At 64.0% G+C, this 16,558-nt stretch carries 16 protein-coding genes; 4 read left to right on the forward strand and 12 right to left on the reverse strand.

Translation table 11 applies throughout. The features are described 5' to 3' along the window. The first annotated feature begins 291 nt into the window (after positions 1–291). From VD811_04835 to VD811_04850, 4 genes are all read left to right on the forward strand, one after another. Positions 292–1,440, forward strand: a complete 1,149-nt coding sequence (locus VD811_04835) for an iron-containing alcohol dehydrogenase (protein HXV20302.1) — start codon at positions 292–294, stop codon at positions 1,438–1,440. A 107-nt stretch (positions 1,441–1,547) separates the two neighbouring features. Continuing rightward, entirely contained in the window at positions 1,548–3,206 is a 1,659-nt protein-coding gene (locus VD811_04840; protein ID HXV20303.1) for an ATP-binding protein, read from the forward strand. A 35-nt stretch (positions 3,207–3,241) separates the two neighbouring features. Beyond that, on the forward strand, positions 3,242–4,771 hold the full coding sequence (locus tag VD811_04845) for a sigma-54 dependent transcriptional regulator (GenBank protein HXV20304.1): 1,530 nt from the start codon (positions 3,242–3,244) through the stop codon (positions 4,769–4,771). Positions 4,772–4,835: 64 nt separating this feature from the next. Continuing rightward, positions 4,836–5,312, forward strand: a complete 477-nt coding sequence (locus VD811_04850) for an NUDIX hydrolase (protein HXV20305.1) — start codon at positions 4,836–4,838, stop codon at positions 5,310–5,312. Between the two features lie 153 nt (positions 5,313–5,465). Here VD811_04850 and VD811_04855 read toward each other — a convergent pair whose 3' ends face one another. From VD811_04855 to VD811_04910, 12 genes are all read right to left on the reverse strand, one after another. Continuing rightward, a complete protein-coding gene (locus VD811_04855; GenBank protein HXV20306.1) occupies positions 5,466–5,756 on the reverse strand; it encodes a hypothetical protein in 291 nt (96 codons plus the stop codon). Between the two features lie 4 nt (positions 5,757–5,760). Then, positions 5,761–7,152: a proton-conducting transporter membrane subunit gene (locus VD811_04860; protein ID HXV20307.1), complete on the reverse strand. Its 1,392-nt coding sequence runs from the start codon at positions 7,150–7,152 to the stop codon at positions 5,761–5,763. Continuing rightward, complete coding sequence (locus VD811_04865) at positions 7,142–8,716, reverse strand: NADH-quinone oxidoreductase subunit M (GenBank protein HXV20308.1); 1,575 nt, start codon at positions 8,714–8,716, stop codon at positions 7,142–7,144. Before VD811_04865 ends, VD811_04860 begins: the two co-directional genes overlap by 11 nt. Further along, on the reverse strand, positions 8,709–10,625 hold the full coding sequence (gene nuoL, locus VD811_04870) for an NADH-quinone oxidoreductase subunit L (GenBank protein HXV20309.1): 1,917 nt from the start codon (positions 10,623–10,625) through the stop codon (positions 8,709–8,711). Before nuoL ends, VD811_04865 begins: the two co-directional genes overlap by 8 nt. Positions 10,626–10,628: 3 nt before the next feature. Beyond that, positions 10,629–10,931 carry an NADH-quinone oxidoreductase subunit NuoK gene (nuoK, locus tag VD811_04875; GenBank protein ID HXV20310.1) on the reverse strand — a complete coding sequence of 101 codons (303 nt, stop codon included), beginning with the start codon at positions 10,929–10,931 and terminating at the stop codon, positions 10,629–10,631. Further along, a complete protein-coding gene (locus VD811_04880) occupies positions 10,924–11,424 on the reverse strand; it encodes an NADH-quinone oxidoreductase subunit J (GenBank protein ID HXV20311.1) in 501 nt (166 codons plus the stop codon). The genes nuoK and VD811_04880 overlap by 8 nt, the downstream gene beginning before the upstream one ends. Further along, positions 11,421–11,981: a 4Fe-4S binding protein gene (locus VD811_04885; GenBank protein ID HXV20312.1), complete on the reverse strand. Its 561-nt coding sequence runs from the start codon at positions 11,979–11,981 to the stop codon at positions 11,421–11,423. The genes VD811_04880 and VD811_04885 overlap by 4 nt, the downstream gene beginning before the upstream one ends. Position 11,982: 1 nt before the next feature. Then, entirely contained in the window at positions 11,983–13,125 is a 1,143-nt protein-coding gene (locus VD811_04890) for a complex I subunit 1 family protein (protein ID HXV20313.1), read from the reverse strand. Continuing rightward, complete coding sequence (locus tag VD811_04895) at positions 13,122–14,531, reverse strand: 2Fe-2S iron-sulfur cluster-binding protein (GenBank protein HXV20314.1); 1,410 nt, start codon at positions 14,529–14,531, stop codon at positions 13,122–13,124. Before VD811_04895 ends, VD811_04890 begins: the two co-directional genes overlap by 4 nt. Positions 14,532–14,595: 64 nt before the next feature. Further along, positions 14,596–15,879 carry an NADH-quinone oxidoreductase subunit NuoF gene (gene nuoF / locus VD811_04900; protein ID HXV20315.1) on the reverse strand — a complete coding sequence of 428 codons (1,284 nt, stop codon included), beginning with the start codon at positions 15,877–15,879 and terminating at the stop codon, positions 14,596–14,598. Next, positions 15,876–16,340 (reverse strand): NADH-quinone oxidoreductase subunit NuoE, encoded by a 465-nt coding sequence (gene nuoE, locus VD811_04905; protein HXV20316.1) that lies wholly within the window; start codon positions 16,338–16,340, stop codon positions 15,876–15,878. Before nuoE ends, nuoF begins: the two co-directional genes overlap by 4 nt. Then, positions 16,337–16,558, reverse strand: a 222-nt coding sequence (locus VD811_04910) for an NADH-quinone oxidoreductase subunit D (protein ID HXV20317.1), incomplete at its 5' end; no start/stop codon positions are given. The genes nuoE and VD811_04910, both read right to left, overlap by 4 nt.

Consider the following 16,558-nt stretch of genomic DNA (forward strand, 5'->3'; position numbering starts at 1 on the left):
CACAAAACAGTGGATTAGCCGGCCGGTGCAAGGGGACCGGAACTCGTTCCGACCACTCTCGGATCCGACTGCAAATCACCTCTCTCCTCGGCGCCAGGAAGTTTGTGCACGGGAATTGCACGCGTATACAGAACCCCCGCCAGTCGAAGTGCCCGATGAGGCTCGCGCCTGAACCTCGGCTGCTGCAGCCAGGGTGGCGTCCCATCGGCAATTCATGGTATTTAGTAAACATTGTTCCGTGCCGCCCGGCATGAACGCCGGACCAGCGGCCGGCACCCATAAGGAAACGCCGTGAATATCAGCAAATTCGTAACCCCCGAAATCATCTTCGGCCGCGGCTCCCTGAGCCAGATCGGCGAAAGCGCCGCCCGTATCGGCGCCTCAAAGGTTTTTCTCGTCAGCGACGAAGGCGTCATCAAGGCCGGCTGGGCCGACAAGGCCCGGCAGTACCTGCACGCTGCCGGCCTGGAGACTGAGGTCTTTTCCTCGCTGACCACCAATCCCAAGGATTTCGAGGTCAGCGAGGGGGCGCAGCGCTACCTGGCCTCGGGGTGCGACGCCCTCGTCGCCGTCGGCGGCGGCAGCCCGACCGACGTCGCCAAGGCCATCGCCATTCTGGCCAGCAACGGCGGCCAGCTCCAGGACTACGAGGGGATCAACAAGATCGTCCACCCCCTGCCGCCGATGGTGATCGTCCCCAGCACCGCCGGGGCCGGCTCCGAGGTCAGTCAGTTCACGATCATCGTCGACACCGTGCGCAAGCTGAAGATGTCCATCATCTCCAAATCACTGATCCCGGATATCGCCATCGTCGACCCTGAACTCCTTCAGACCAAGGACAGCCTGCTGGCCGCCGCCACGGGTCTTGACGCTCTGACACACGGCATCGAATCGTACGTCTCGCTGGCCGCCACGCCGCTGACCGACATTCACGCCCTGAAAGCGATCCAGCTGATTTCCCGCTACCTGCGCCGGGCGGTGGCAGACCGGCAGGACATGGAGGCGAACACCAACATGGCGATGGCCAGCCTCACCGCCGGCATGGCTTTTTCCAACGCCATCCTCGGGGCCACCCATGCCATGACCCATCAGGTCGACGGGCTGATCGACCAGCATCACGGGGAAACCAATGCCTCGATCCTCCCCCACGTCATGGAGTTCAACCTGGCCTCCGCCCCTGAACGGTTCCGCGAGATTGCCATCGCCCTGGGCGAAGAAGTGGCCGGCCTCGACACCCTCGCCGCCGCCGCCCTCTCGATCAGGGCGGTAAAGGGGTTGATCCGGGATATCGGCCTGGCCAAGGGTCTGGCGCAGATCGGCCTGCAGGAGGAATTCATCCCCCTGCTGAGCCGCAATGCCCTGAAGGACGCCTGCCTGGTGACCAATCCGCGCCGCGCGACCTTCGAGGACATCGTGGCCATTTTTCATAAGTCCATGTAAGGACAGACGAAAGGCACGAGGCCCGAGGCAGGGTTTGAACCTGCATTTTGAATGAAGGCAGTTGGTTAGCTTATGCGATTTAACTTGTTGGTTTTCAAGGTGAAATAGTGACAAACAGGGAAAAGCTTCTTGAACAGCTGACCGGGGTAGACTCCTCCAAGCTCAACTACTATGTCGAGCTGAAAAAGCGAAATCAGGAAGTTCTCAAACAGAACAGCCGCCTGGAAATCCTGCATCAGCTGGCCCATGACATCAACATCGACATGTCGGTGGCCGACATCATCGAGCGGGCCTTTTCCAAGCTGCCCCAGACCCTTCCCTGCGACTTCCTCGGTCTGATCACCGTGAAGGGAGGAGAGTTGGCGCTCAAGGCGATGATGCCGCGGGATTACTGCCGGATCGACGATTTTCCTGCCCACTCTCCTTCCCTCAACGTCATCCGGCAAAAGCAAGGCGGCATCTTCAACCTGCCGCAGGAAGAGCTCAGCCACGTCCGTTATAACCCCCGCTACCCCGGTCCGCTCAGGGCTCTGATGGTCACCCCGATGTTCCGGCGGGACGAGGTGATCGGCGCCCTGATTGTCGGCAGCATCAGCGATGGTGCCTATACGACAGCAGATCTCAGCTTCGTCCAGCACCTGGCCGACCAACTGTCGATCAGTATCCAGAACGCCCGTCTCTACAAGCAGGTTTCCCGGGCCAAAAAAGAGTGGGAAGAGACCTTCAAGGCGGTCACCGACCCTATTTTCCTGATCGACACCGATTACAACGTGCTCCTCCATAACGACCGGCTGCCGCCGGAAATGCTCGCCTCATGGAACCAGGCCCTGAGCAGCAAATGCTTCACCAAGCTCCATGGTCGCAGCCAACCCTGCGTCAACTGCCCGATCAATGAGATCAGGCAGACCGGCAAACCGGTATTCCAGCGCTGGCAGACCGATGCGGGGATCCTGCTGGACCTCGCCTACTATCCGGTCCTGAACGAAGAGAAGCAGCTGGCGGCCATAACCATCATCCTCAAGGATGTCACCCAGAAGACCAAGATGGAGGCGCAGCTGGTGCACTCGGCCAAGCTCGCCGCCCTCGGCGAGATGGCTGCGGGCGTGGCCCACGAGTTGAACAGCCCGATGACGGTGATCATCGGCACCGCTCAGATGCTGGCCCGGGAACTTGCCCGGGAGGCCCAGGACGAAAAGGCCGAAGCACTCGAGGACATCATCAATTGCGGGCTGCGCTGCAAGCGGATCATCCAGAATCTGCTGACTTTTTCCCGGCAGGATCAGCTGCCGGCGACGGAGATCGATCTCAATGCCGAGGTGGAGCGGGTTCTTTCCCTGATCCGCTACCAGATCAATCGCAGTCAGATCCGGATCGTCGCAGCGCTCGACCCCGACCTGCCGAAGCTGACCGCCAACGGCCCGCAGATTCAGCAGGTGCTCACCAACTTCCTGATAAACGCCCGGGACGCCCTGGACGAAGTGCAACGCCAGGAAAAAATCATCGAGGTGAGCACGACTCTGCGTAAGCAGGGCAAGAAGCAGTGGGTCATACTCAGCGTTCGGGACAATGGAACGGGGATCGACGCGGAGCGGCTGCCGAAGATTTTTGCCCCCTTCTACACCAGCAAGGAGGCCACCAAGGGGACTGGCCTCGGTCTTTCGGTGAGCCTGGGGATCGCCGAATCGCACAATGGCACCATCGAAGTCGACAGCGTGCCGGGCGAAGGGAGCACCTTTTCCATGCTCCTCCCCCTCGAGCAGGAATGAACCATAAAGAAATAAAGAATAAAGGCGGTGAAAGCGTGGCTCAGATCCAGGTACTGATCATCGACGACGAAGCGGATGTCTGCACTTTTTTCCGCCGGCTGCTGACGCGCCGGGGCTACACCGTAGTCACTGCGGTCAACCAGGCGGAAGCGACCCGGGCTCTGGAGGAAAAACAATATAACGTCGCCCTGGTCGACCTGAAGCTCCCCGATACCGACGGCCTGACCCTCCTGAAGATGATCAAGGCCCGGCAGCCTGCTTGCGAGGTCATCATCATGACCGGCTACAGCACGGTGAAAACGGCGGTCACGGCGATCCAGCTCGGCGCCTACGAGTATCTCGAAAAACCCTTCGACGAAATCGATGCCATCGAAGCCCTGGTTGAAAGAGCCGCCAGCAGCGCGCAGAGACCTGTTGCCGAGGATGAGTGGGGCGGGGTGGCACGGGAGGTCGGTTTTCAGGTGGGGACCTCGGACGCCATGCGCCGCCTGGTCTCCCTTGCCTTCAAGATCGCCAGAAAGAACATCAACGTCCTGATCCAGGGAAGGACCGGAACCGGCAAGGAAGTTCTCGCCCGCTTCATCCACGCCGCCTCGAACCGGGCCGACCAGACCTTCATCCCGGTCAACTGCGGCGCCCTGCCGGAAAACCTGCTGGAGAGCGAACTCTTTGGCCACGAGCGGGGGGCGTTCACCGGTGCCAGCCAGACCCGGCGGGGGATCTTCGAACTGGCCAATCGGGGCACCCTCTTTCTCGACGAGATCGGCGATGCCAGTCCGCTGATCCAGGTCAAGCTGCTGCGCGTGCTGGAAACTGGAGAATTCATGCGCGTCGGCGGCGAGAAGCCGATCACCACCGATGTCCGGATCATAGCTGCCACCAACGTCGACCTCGAAGAGGCGATCCGGGAGAAAACCTTTCGCGAAGACCTCTACTACCGCCTCAACGTGGTCCAGCTCGAAATTCCGGCCCTGCGGGATCGCGCCGAGGACATTCCGCTGCTGGCAGAGCATTACGTCGAACAGCTCAATCCCGAACTGCGGCTGGCACCGGGGACTCTGCGCCTGCTGCAGGACTACCACTGGCCGGGGAATATCCGGGAACTGGTCAACGTCATCCGGCGGGCGGTCGTGCTCTGCTCCGGCGAAACCATCCTCCCCAATCATCTCGGCAATGCCATCCTCTCGGCCAACCCGTCAGCGACCAGCCTTTCAGCCTCCCAGCCGGCCGGCCTGGCGACTCTCCCCGCGGAGCGCTCCGTTTCCCTGGACAGTTTCTGGGAGCACTACGGCAAGGAAGAGGTCCTCGAGAAGATGAGCGCCGGTGAGCTGAACCAGATGCTCCACTCCCTCCATGGCCTGGAAAACGGCCTGCTGGCGGTCATGCGCAAGCGGGGGATCTGTCCCCCCTCCGCTTGCCAGGGGCTCAAGGACACGGAGGTGGAAATGATCAGAAAAGCCCTCGAACAGCACCGCTGGAACATCACCGAAGCCGCGAAAGCCCTGGGGATTGCCCGCAATACCCTGCACCGCAAAATCAAGGGTTTCGATTTGCGCCATGGCTGAAGAGCCTCGGCAGCTGCGCCTTTAATTCCTTGCCACCGATCCCTGCCCGAAAGGAGTCCCGGCCATGGCGGAGAATGCGTCCAACCCGAAAAATGCAGTGATCTGCCCGCACTGCCGCCAGATAGTGACCCCTTATCGCAATCCGACCCCGACCGTCGACATCATCATCCGCATCGGCGGCCAGGTGGTCCTGATCGAGCGGAAAAACGCCCCCCTGGGATGGGCTCTCCCCGGCGGGTTCGTCGACTACGGTGAATCACTCGAGCAGGCGGCCGCACGGGAAGCGGCCGAGGAGACCGGGCTGGAGCTGGCCGAGCTGCGCCAGTTCCGCGCGTACTCGGCCCCCGACCGTGACCCGCGCCAGCACAACATCTCCTTCGTCTTCATCGCCCAGGGGCGCGGGCAGCTGCACGCCGGCGACGACGCCGCCGGTGTGGCCCTCTTCCCTCTCGATGCTCTTCCCACGCCCCTCTGCTTCGACCACGGCCAGATCCTGGCGGACTATAAAAGAGCGCTGACAGCCAACACGGGTCAGTTATGAGCAACCTGCACTCTGACCGCCGGAGAAAGCAGACCGTGTCCAGTCTGCCCTCCCCCACACACGAAAGCCCCGTGCCATAACGCACGGGGCTTTTCACTTTCTGTCTGCCAGGGTGGCCTGTAAAAATCGACCGTTCCCGAAGAATACCCCTCATCAGGGCATGTAGCAGGTGATTTCCCGGCGACCTGCCAGAAGCTGCAGCCCGATCATCGAGGGCCGGTCGCACGAGTAGCACCGCCACGCTTCGAGGAGCTGCGCCGCGTGCTCCCCGCAGCCGGGGGTAAGGTAAAGATCCATGCTGCCGTCCTGCCGTCCCTGCTGAAAAAGAGCCATCGTGCGGGGTCCGCTGGCCATGGCGAAGGCCGCGGCAAAAGCCTCCCGGCGCTGGAGCATCTCGCCCGCGGCCACCTGTGCGCGACTCAGCGTCAGTCGATACCAGCTCATCTCGTCAGGCCGTCGCCAGCAGCCAGTGAAAGACGCCGGGAACCAGCATGAACAGCATCAGGACCAGAGTTCCCAGCAGCATCCCCCCCCAGGCCGAGCGCGTACAGGCGGCGGTCGAAACTCCGGACGCCAGCGCAGCCGGCTTGAACAGGCGAAAAACCAGGCCCAGGTAATAGATGACGCCGAGATAGCTGCCCGCAAAGGCCAGAACGGCGGGAATCAGATGGCCGGAGGCGATGACCGTTTTGAAGATGAAAAGCTTGGCGAGAAAGCCCGGCAGGGGCGGAATACCCGCCAGCGACAGGACGGCAAGAGCGAGCAGAAGAGCCGGTACGGGACGCGAAACGAAGGCGCCGTCCAGCGATTCCAGCCCGTCCCCCTCCCCGCCGGCCAGCAGCCGGAAACAGGTACAGCCGACGATGGTGGTGACCGCATAGACCGCCACGTAGTAGAGCAGCGCTTCCACCCGCCCGCCGGTGCTGTCGGTCAGGGCGAAGATCATGTAACCGGCATGAGCGATGGACGAATAGGCGAGCAGCCGTTTGAAACCGGCCTGGCGGATGGCGGTGACATTGCCGTAATAGATGGAGAGGACCGAAAGGACGGTGATGGCAGCGACCGTTTCGGCATTCAGCGGCAGGGCGGAGAAAATCCGCACCAGAGCCAGGACCACCGTCCCCTTGATGACCGAGGCCATGAAAGCGGTCACCGGCAATCTGGCGCCGGCGTAGGCGTCGGGAGCCCAGCCGTGGAAAGGGAAAACCGCCGCCTTGAGAAAAAATCCACTCAGGATGAGGGCGCTGGCGGCGAGAATCAGCGGACCGCCGGCGGCGACGGCGGTGGTGAACGAACCGATGGCGAGCGTCCCCGTGCAGCCGTAGGCGAGCGACAGGCCGAAGAGCATCAGGGCGCTCGCCACCGCGGAGAGGAGCAGGTACTTGAAAGCCCCTTCGCAGGCGCTGGAGGCGCCGCAGCCGTGCACCATCAGGGCGAAGGCCGGCAGCGATAGCATTTCGACCCCCATGAACAGGGAGATGAAACCGGCACTGTCCATGATCAGCAGGGCGCCCAGCAGGGAGGCGCAAAGGAGCATCCAGAATTTGCAGGTGCCGGCGGTCGCCAGGCAGCAGACGCCAAGCAGGAGTCCACAACCGAGAATCACCAGCCGGGCGAGAACGGCAAACCGGTCGATCTCGATCTCTCCCGGCACCACCGAGGCTGTGTACCCCTGGCCGAGCTGCAGCAGCAGGACGCCGCAGCCGGCGGCCACCGCCAGGATGAAGAGAAGACTGGCCAGCCGCCGATCCGCCCGGAATATTTCCAGCAGCATCAGCGCCAGCAGCAGGCCGAGCAGCAGATGTTCCGGCAGCAGGCCGTAGAGAAGGTCAGTGGCCATGGTTCCCCCGGTTGGTTTGAGTGATGAGGGCTGGTGCCGCTGGCGGGCTGGGGGCTTCCGCCGCCCGGACGGCCAGAGCGGTGACGGCGCCCTGCGCCTTGCCCATGAAGGATGACGGCCAGATGCCGACCCAGAAAATCAGCATCAGCAGCGGCACGAAAGCCAGCGTCTCCCGCAGACCCAGGTCCCGGCAGCTCGTCTCGCCGCACGCCCTGCCGAACAGGATGGTACGGGCAAAGCGGAGCATGTAGCCGGCGCCGAGCACCATCCCGGCAGAGGCGAGCAGGACGGCGGCCAGGGGGAGCGCGCCGGCATCCGCCCGCCACGCCTCCAGCCCCTGCTGAAAGGCGCCGAACAGGATCAGGAACTCGGCGGTGAAACCGCTGGTGAGCGGCAGCGCAATCGAGGTCAGGATGAAGAGCATCAGCACCACCGCCAGTCGCGGCGCCGAACTGGCAAGCGCCGTCACCTGCCGCCAGGACTCCCCCAGCCGCTCTTCCAGCAGGCCGAGCAGCAGGAAAAGTCCGGCCACGGCCATCCCATGGCTGAGCATCTGGAACAGGGCGCCGTGCAGGGCGGTCTCCTGAAAACTGAAGATGCCCAGCACGATATAGCCCATGTGGCTGAGCGACGAGTAGGCCACCAGTTTCTTGAAATCCTCCTGGCGCAGCGCCAGGACTGCGCCGTAGAGGATGCTGACGACCGCCAGCAGAAGCATCCAGGGGGCAAGGGCGACGGTGGCCTGCGGGCAGAGGGGGATGGCCAGCTTGAGCAGGCCGAAGGCCCCCATTTTCGACAGGGCGCCGGCCATCAACGCCGTGCCGGCCGGCGGCGCCTCGGCATAGGCGAGCGGCAGCCAGGAATGAAACGGAAAGAGCGGGCACTTGATGGCGCAGGCGAGAACGACGGCGACGAAAACGAAGAGCTGGGTTCCCCAGTCGAGGTGCAGCCGCAGGAGAGTGTCGAACTCGAAAGACCAGCTGCCCGTCTGCTGCAGACACTCCGCCCCGAGCAGGATCACCGCGGCCAGCAGCAGGACGCTGCCGGCCAGGGTGTAGAGGAAAAAGGTCTGGGCGGCCTGCCGGCTTTGCGTTCCGCCGAAAACCAGGATCAGGATGAACATCGGGATGAGGACCGCTTCCCAGCAGATGAAGAAGAGCATGAGATTCTGCGCGAGGAAAGTTCCCAAAAGTCCGCTTTGCAGCAGAAGAATCAGTACCAGGAACAGTCGTCTCCGCGCCTGCGGCGTCCGCCAGCAGCAGCCGAGAACGACGGGAAAGAGGATGCCGGTGAGCAGGAGCAGATAGGCGTTCAGACCGTCGACCGCCAGGTGAAAGTTAACCCCCAGGGAGGGTATCCAGGGAAGGTTGAGGTCGAGCCGCCGGGAGGCGACCGTCCCGTCGCCGGCCAGAAACAGTCCGGTCGCCAGGACGAGGACCCCCAGCATGAGCAGCAGTGCCGAAAGGCGCGGCAGGCCGGAATCGCACTTCGGCAGGACGGCGACGCCGAGCGCGCCGAGGGCGGGCAGGATGCACAGCAGAAGGAGGATCGCGCCGTCAGGCATGGGCCACCCCCCACCAGAGAATCACCGCCAGCCCGGCGAAGGCATAGAGGGCATACGCCTTGACGTTGCCCGATTGCAGACGGGAGAAGAGCCTGGCGGCACCCTGTACCCCGCCGGCCGGCTTGGCCAGCATGCCGTCGTTCAGAGCCGCCTCCACCCTGCGGTCAAGAACCGACTCGGACAGCCAGTCCAGCGGACGGACGAGCACGCCCCGGTAAACGGCATCGAAGAAATATCCCCGGCTGACGAGCGCATGGGCGTAACCGGCCCGCTCCCTGGCTTTCAGAGCCCAGTCCCGGCGGCGGTGGAAGAAGAGCCAGGCGAGGAAGATCCCCAGCAGGGCCGCCAGCACCGAAACCCCCATGAGCACCAACTCGGCATGGTGATCCGCCACGGCGCCCGCCCCTTCCAGGTTCGGCACCGAGGCGAGGAACTCGTAGAAGGGGGCGGAGACGCCGAGAAGCTCCCGCCAGAAGCCGGGCATCCCGATGAGACCGGCCGCCAGCGAGCCGAAGGCGAGCGCCGCCAGGACGAACGACATGCTCGGCGGCGGCCCATGAATCCCTTCCCGGACTTTTTCCGGAACGTGGCAGGGACCGAAAAAAGTGAGGAAGATGGCCCGGAACATATAAAAGGCGGTCATGCAGGTGGTGACCGAGCCGACCAGCCAGAGGGCGGGAGAGCCGCCGGGGGCGGACCAGGCGCTCCAGAGGATCTCGTCCTTGGAGAAGAAGCCGGCGAAGGGCGGGATGCCGCACAAGGCCAGGCTGGCCAGCAGGAAGGTGGCGAAGGTGAACGGCATCTTTTTCGCCAGGGCGCCCATGCGGCGCATATCCTCCTCACCGTGCAGGGCATGGATGACCGCCCCGGCGCCGAGGAACAGGCAGGCCTTGAAGAAGGCGTGGGTAAACAGATGGAAGAAGGCGACCTGAAATGCCCCCAGGCCGCAGGCCATGAACATGAAGCCGATCTGGCTCATAGTGGAGTAGGCCAGCACCTTTTTCAGGTTGAACTGGGTAAGCCCCATCGTGGCCCCGGCAAAGGCGGTCAAGGCGCCCCCCCAGGCGACAACGGCCATGGCGTCCGGAGCCTGCAAAAAGACGCCGCTGAGCCGGGAGAGGAGATAGACGCCGGCCGTCACCATGGTGGCGGCATGAATCAGGGCGGAGACCGGCGTCGGCCCGGCCATGGCGTCGGGGAGCCAGACGTGCAGCGGCATCTGGGCGGATTTGCCGCAGGCCCCGATAAGCAGAAGGATGGCGATGGCGTTCATGAGCGGCGGCGACGGCTGGCCGCCTGCGACGGCGGCGTTGATCCCCTGGAAGTCGAGGGTCCCGCAGACGAAGAAGAGCAGGAAGGCGGCCAGGATGAAGGCGGTGTCCCCCACCCGGTTGACGATGAAGGCCTTGAGGCCGGCCGCGGTCTTCTCGCCGTCCTCGAACCAGAAGCCGATCAGCAGGTAGGAGGCGATCCCTACCCCTTCCCAGCCGGCGAAGAGCACGAGAAGGTTCTTGCCGAGCACCAGCAGCAGCATGAAGAAGAGGAACAGGTTCAGGTAGGCGAAGAAGCGCGAAAAGCTCCGGTCATGGGCCATGTAGCCGACCGAGTAGAGGTGGATCAGCGTCCCCACGCCCGTCACCAGCAGGCACATGACGGCGGCCAGTTGATCGAAACAGAGCGCCGCCTCGACCTGGAAGCCGTCAATGGCCGCCCAGGTGAAGAGCGTGGTGACCACGGGGACGCCATCGGCGGCAAGCCCGCGGAAAAGACCGAGAGTCAGGGCGAAGGAGGCCGCCGGCAGCCCGCAGGCCGTCAGGGCGACCAGCCACCGGGGGAGGCGGTTGCCCAGGAGTCCGTTAAGCAGGAATCCGGCGAGCGGCAGCAGGGGGACGAGGGTCAGTTGGTTCATGGCCTACCCTTTCAGATCCTGGTGAGCACTCAGATCCAGCGAGCCGTTGCGTTTGACGAGCAGCACCACGATGGCCATGGCCAGGGCGATCTCGCAGGAAGCCGCCACGTAGATGAAAAACGTCATGGCCACGCCGGAAAGCGTCTGGCCGCGCACGGCGAAGGTGACGAAACTGAGGACGACGGCGTTGAGCATGATCTCCAGGCACATCATGACTACCAGCAGATTGCGGCGGATCACCACCCCGAGCAGCCCCATGGAAAACAGGAGCCCGGCCAGGGCGATCAGAAACTGATATCTATCCATCGCGCCCCTCCCTGAGCGCCGTCCAGGCGGCGAGAATGCCGACCAGCAGCAGCACGGTGGCCAGTTCGAAGTGCAGCCAGTATTGCTTCATGAACGCCAGGGAAAAGGCTTTGAAGCTGAAAAGATCGATTGCAGCCGCGGCAGCCGGTGAGGTCGCCGGCAAATCGCCGAGGAGCGACCAGAAGGCGGCGGCGACCAGTTGGGCGACCAGCAGCGCCGGCACTCCCAGCCGGGAAAAGGGCTGCCGGTAGGAGCGGTCGCGCTCGTCCAGGAGCATGATGGTGTAGACCATGAAGACCATCACCGCACCGACGTAGATGAGTACCTGGAAGACCGCCACCACGTGCGCCCCCAGGCAGGCATAGATCCCGGCCAGGCTGACCATGAGGCCGATCAGGGCGAGGGCCGCCCGCATCGGTTGCCGCTGGGTCAGGACCAGGGCCGCAAAGGCCACGGCCAGCAGCGCGAAAAACACGATAAAAGCGCCGCTCATGAATGCACCTCCAGAGTGGCCGCCGGCGTCGCCGCGTAGGCCTTGGCCGGGTCGCTCGCCGGGCGCCAGTGCAGCAGCAGGTCCAGCCGACCCCGCATGTCATCCCGGTCGAAGCCTGGGAAGTCGGGCACCTCGGCGGCCATGCGCAGGGCGTCTTCCGGACAGGCTTCCACGCAGAAACCGCAGAAGATGCAGCGGGAGTAGTCGATCTCGAAGCGCTCCGGTGATTTGGGATGCATGGGATCGTCGAGGTTGGCGGCCGAGAGGATTTCGATGGCGTAAGCCGGACAGACCGTCGCACACATGTGGCACGAGACGCACTGCACCCCGCCGCCGGCCCGCTGGGTGAGAAGATGGCGGCCGCGGTTGGCTGGCGAATAGTCGCTGCGGATCTCTTCCGGATAGCAGGCGGTAAGGGCGCCCCGGCGGCCGGTCAGCCATTTCCACATGTTGCCGAAGAAAACGCCCCCCGTGATGCAGAGACCCCGGATCACCTCGAAAATGTAGAGGCGCTCCCAGAGCCCCATGGTCGGCTTGTTCCAGTAATCCCTCTTCATACTATCCTTTCAGGGTGAACCATTGCACGCAGGCCGTCGCCACCAGATTCAGGGTGGCCAGTGGCAGCAGGAACTTCCACCCAAAATCCATCAACTGGTCGTAACGGAATCGAGGCAGGGACCAGCGGATCTGGATCATGAAGCAGCCGGCCAGGAAGACCTTGCCGAGAAAGGTGCCCGCCTGCAGGAGCACCACCGCCAGGTGCGGCAGCGCCCATCTCGCGCCACCCGGAAAGACGAAGCCGCTGTCGGTCAGGTACGGGAGGTTGTAGCCGCCCAGGAAGAGGGTCACCAGGAGGGCCGAGATCACCACGATCTCGATGAACTCGCTGAGCATGAACAGGCCCATCTTCATGGCGGTGTACTCGGTGAAATACCCTGCCACCAGCTCCGATTCGCACTCCGGCAGGTCGAAGGGAACCCTCTTGTTCTCCGCGATGGCCGCGGTTAAAAACAGCATGAAGGCCAGCGGCTGCGTGAAAAGGCCCCAGGCCGGCAGTGCGCCGAACAAAAGACCCGACTGCCAGCGCACCATCTCGTTCAGATCGAGGGTGCCGTAGGTCACCACCAGGCTGATCAGCGCCAGCCCCATGGAGACCTCGTAGGAGATCATCTGGGAAGCAGCCCGGGCGGCGCCCATGAGGGAGAACTTGTTGTTGGAGGACCAGCCGGCGAGCATGGTTCCCAGGATACCGATGCCGGAAAGGGAAAGGACGATCAGGATGCCGGCATCCAGCCGGGCCACCTGCATGGCGTAGCTGCGGTCGCCGAAGAAATCATGGAGCGGAGGAAGCAGGTTTCCAGGCGTCAGGGTCCCGCCGAAGGGGACCACGCAGAAAACCAGCAGCACCGGGGCAGCCGCCAGCCAGGGGGCCAGGTTGTAGCAGAAGCGGTCATGGGTGAGCGGCGTGAAGTTCTCCTTGAGCAGCATCTTGGCGCCGTCGGCGATGCCGTGGAAGAGCCCCCAGGCTACCAGCTTGACATCGGTGAAGGGAAGGCGGATGTAGCAGCGGTTGGCGCCGATCCGGTCGGCCATGACGGCGGACTGCTTGCGCTCCACCCAGGTGAAGAGGGTTGCCAGACCCAGCATGAAGCCGATGGCGTACCCCATGTACAGCAGGTAGATGACCAGGTCCTGTATCATGCGCCGATTCTCCAGAACACGTCGCTGGCATGCTGGACCAGCCCGGGTTTGTCGAAGACTTTTTCGAAGCGGTTCAGTTTTCCCTCGAAGTTGCTGAAGGTGCCGCTGCGCTCGAAGGTCGTGGAAACGGGGATGAGGAGATCGGCGGCGTGCTCCTGCCCGGAGTCGAAGGAGGCCAGGTGGATCAGTCGCGCGTTGCCGAAGGAGACATGGTCCACCCGCTCTCCCCAGACGAGCACCAGGTCGTGGCCGGCAGCGGCGTCATAGGGCCGCCAGCCGAAGCGGGCCCGCACGCCGAGAGTATTGGGGTTCTTGTCGGCCTTGATCAGCAGAGTGTCTTCCACCACCTCCCCCGCATCGGGTCCGCAGTCTTCGCGGGTATAGATCGCCAGCCGCGAGCCGAGGGCCGCCTCGAACGTGGCGAGCTCTTCGTTGGAGGCGTGGGCGGAAAGGAGCGCCGCCGGCTTCTTCGCGATTGCCAGCAGCCGCCGGGCCTCGCCCAGCACCTCGTCGACCGAAACGGTCAGGCCGCCGATCATCGGCTGCAGGACTCGCTTGCGCGCCATGCGCTTGTGCAGGTCGTACCCCTTGTTGCAGATCCAGGGTCCGTTGATTTCGGGATTCTCGAGAGGTGTCACCCGCCAGGCAGTACGGTTTATCTCCTCGCCCAGCGTCCGCAGCTGCCAGTGTTTCCGGCGGCGCCAGACCTGAACGCTGCAGCAGCGGGAACAGCCCGTGCAGACCGAGCGCACCGGCTCCAGGAACCAGACCCGGCTCTTGTAGAGAAAATCGCGGGAGAGAAGCGCCCCGACCGGGCAGAGCCCGACGACGTTGTCCGCGTAGGGATCGTCGAACGGCTTTTCCTCCAGCCGTTCGACGCGCGCGTGGCTGCCCCGTTCGACGATTCCCAGCTGCTGCGAGCCGGAGACCTCCTGGGTGAAACGGACGCAGCGGCTGCAGAGAATGCAGCGCTCGCTGTCGAGCAGAAGGCGCGGACCAAGGTCGTAGAATTTCGGCTTGCGGTTCTTCGGTTCGCTGGAGAGGGATTCGGTTTCGCCGTATTTGACATGGTAATCCTGCAGCCGGCACTCGCCCGCCTTGTCGCAGATGCCGCATTCCCCCGGGTGGTTGAGGGTGATGAACTGCATGACGGCCTGCCGCGCCGCCCGCACCTCGTCCGAATCGGTCTCGATTTCCATGTTCGGAGCCACGGTGAGGTTGCACGACGGCATCAGCTTCGGCAGGCCGGCCACCTTGACCAGGCAGATGCGGCAGTTGCCGGCGATGGAGAGGCAGGGGTGGTAGCAGAAATAGGGAATCTCGATACCGTGGCGCAGAGCGGCCTGCAGCACCGTCTCCCCTTTTTGCGCTTCGACCAGCTGGTTGTCGATCTTCAGTTCGATCATGGTTTCTTCAGCCTCTTCAACCTATCGGTCGGACCCGTCCGACCCGTCTGACACGTCCGACCAGTCAGATTTCCAGCCGCCCGCCATTCATCGAGCGGCCATGTTCGATGTAGTATTCGAATTCCTCCCGGAACTTCCTGAGGAAACTCACCACCGGCATGGAGGCCGCGTCGCCCAAGGCGCAGACGGTGTTCCCCATGATCCCCCGGGTAATGCTCTCCAGACGCTCCAGATCCCCCTTGTCCCCATTGCCGGCAACGATCCGGCCGACGATCTTGTCCATCCAGGCGGACCCTTCGCGGCAGGGGGTGCACTGCCCGCACGACTCGTGGCGGTAAAAGCGACTGAGCACCTGCAGCAGGCGCACCATGCAGGTCCCCTCGGCGATAACGATGATGCCGCCGGAGCCGAGCATGCTCCCGGCCGCTGCCACGGATTCGGCGTCGAGGGTGATGCCGTCGATTTCCGCGGCCTTCAGGATGGGGGTGGAAGAGCCGCCGGGGATCACCGCCTTGAGCGGTTTCCCCCCGCGGATGCCGCCGGCGTCGTCGAAGATGATCATCTTCAGCGGGTAGCCGGTCGGCCGCTCGTAGAGGCCGGGCCTCTCGACGTGGCCGGAGATGCCGAAAAGGCGGGTGCCGCTGTTCTTTTCGGCGCCGAGGCGGGCGTAGGCCGCTCCCCCGTGGGCGATGATCCAGGGGACCGTGGCCAGCGTCTCCACGTTGTTGATGACGGTGGGCGCCTGGTAGAGCCCCTTGACCGCCGGGAAAGGAGGCTTGTTGCGGGGGTAGGCCTTGAACCCCTCCAGCGAGGTGAGCAGGCTCGATTCCTCCCCGCAGACATAGGCGCCGGCGCCGCGGTGGACGATGATGTCGCAGGAGAAGTCCGTGCCGAGGATGCGCTCCCCGACCAGCCCGGCGTCCTGCGCTTCCATCAGCGCGGCGCGCAGGCGCCGGAGGGGCAGGTCGAACTCGCCGCGGAGGTAAATGAAGGCATGGCGCACCCGCAGGGCGTAGGCGGCCAGCAGCACCCCTTCGATCAACTGGTGCGGCGCCTGCTCGAAGACCCAGCGGTCCTTGAAGGTTCCCGGCTCCCCCTCGTCGGCGTTGCAGCAGAGGTAGACCACCGGACTGGCCTTGTCGACGAAGGACCATTTTTTCCCGGTCGGGAAGCCGGCACCGCCCCGTCCGCGCAGCCCGGAGAGGGTGACTTCGGCTTCGACCCCGGTCGGCTGCAGGCTGTACAGTGCCCTCTCCAGCGCCTGATAACCTCCCCGCCGGCGGTAGGCCGCCAGGGTGTGGGAGTCGGCCGTCACCTCGAAATTGAAGAAGACTCTCGCTTCGGTCATGCCAGCTCCTGAAGAATCCGGTCGATTTCGACTTCGCTCAGCCGCTCGTGGTAGGTATCGTTCACCTGCATCGCCGGCGCCGTGCCGCAGGAGGCCAGACACTCCACCGCCAGCAGGGTGAAGCGACCGTCGGCCGTTGTCTCCCCCTCCCCTATTCCCAGCTTCGCCTTGAGGTGCTCGAGCAGACGCTCCGCCCCGAGGAGGGAGCAGGCGATGTTCCGGCAGACCTTGATGACGTGCCGGCCGACCGGCCGGCGGTAGAGCATCGAGTACCAGGTCAGGGCCTCCTTCACCTGCATCCCGGGCACGCCGAGGTAGCCGGCGATGAAGAGGGCGTCGCTCTCGGTGAGGTGCCCTTTCTCCTCCTGCATCAGCTGCAGCAGCGGCAGCACCAGGGAGGAGGTCATCTCCGCCGGATAGGTGCGGCGCAGCCGGTCGAATTTGTCCGTCAGGCAACTCATCGGTCACACTCCCCGCCGATCATGTTCATGGAGCCGAAGGTGGCGATGATGTCGGCGACCTGATGCCCCTCCAGCAGCGTATGCATCCCGCCCATGTGCATGAAGCTCGGCGCCCGCACATGCAGCTTGTAGGGGCGGCCGCTGCCGTCGCTGACCAGGTAGAAGCCGAGTTCGCCGTTGGGGGCCTCGTGGGCGCTGTAGACTTCGCCGGCCGGGAC

It is taken from the genome of Desulfuromonadales bacterium, assembly GCA_035620395.1.
Taxonomy (GTDB): Bacteria; Desulfobacterota; Desulfuromonadia; order Desulfuromonadales; family DASPGW01; genus DASPGW01.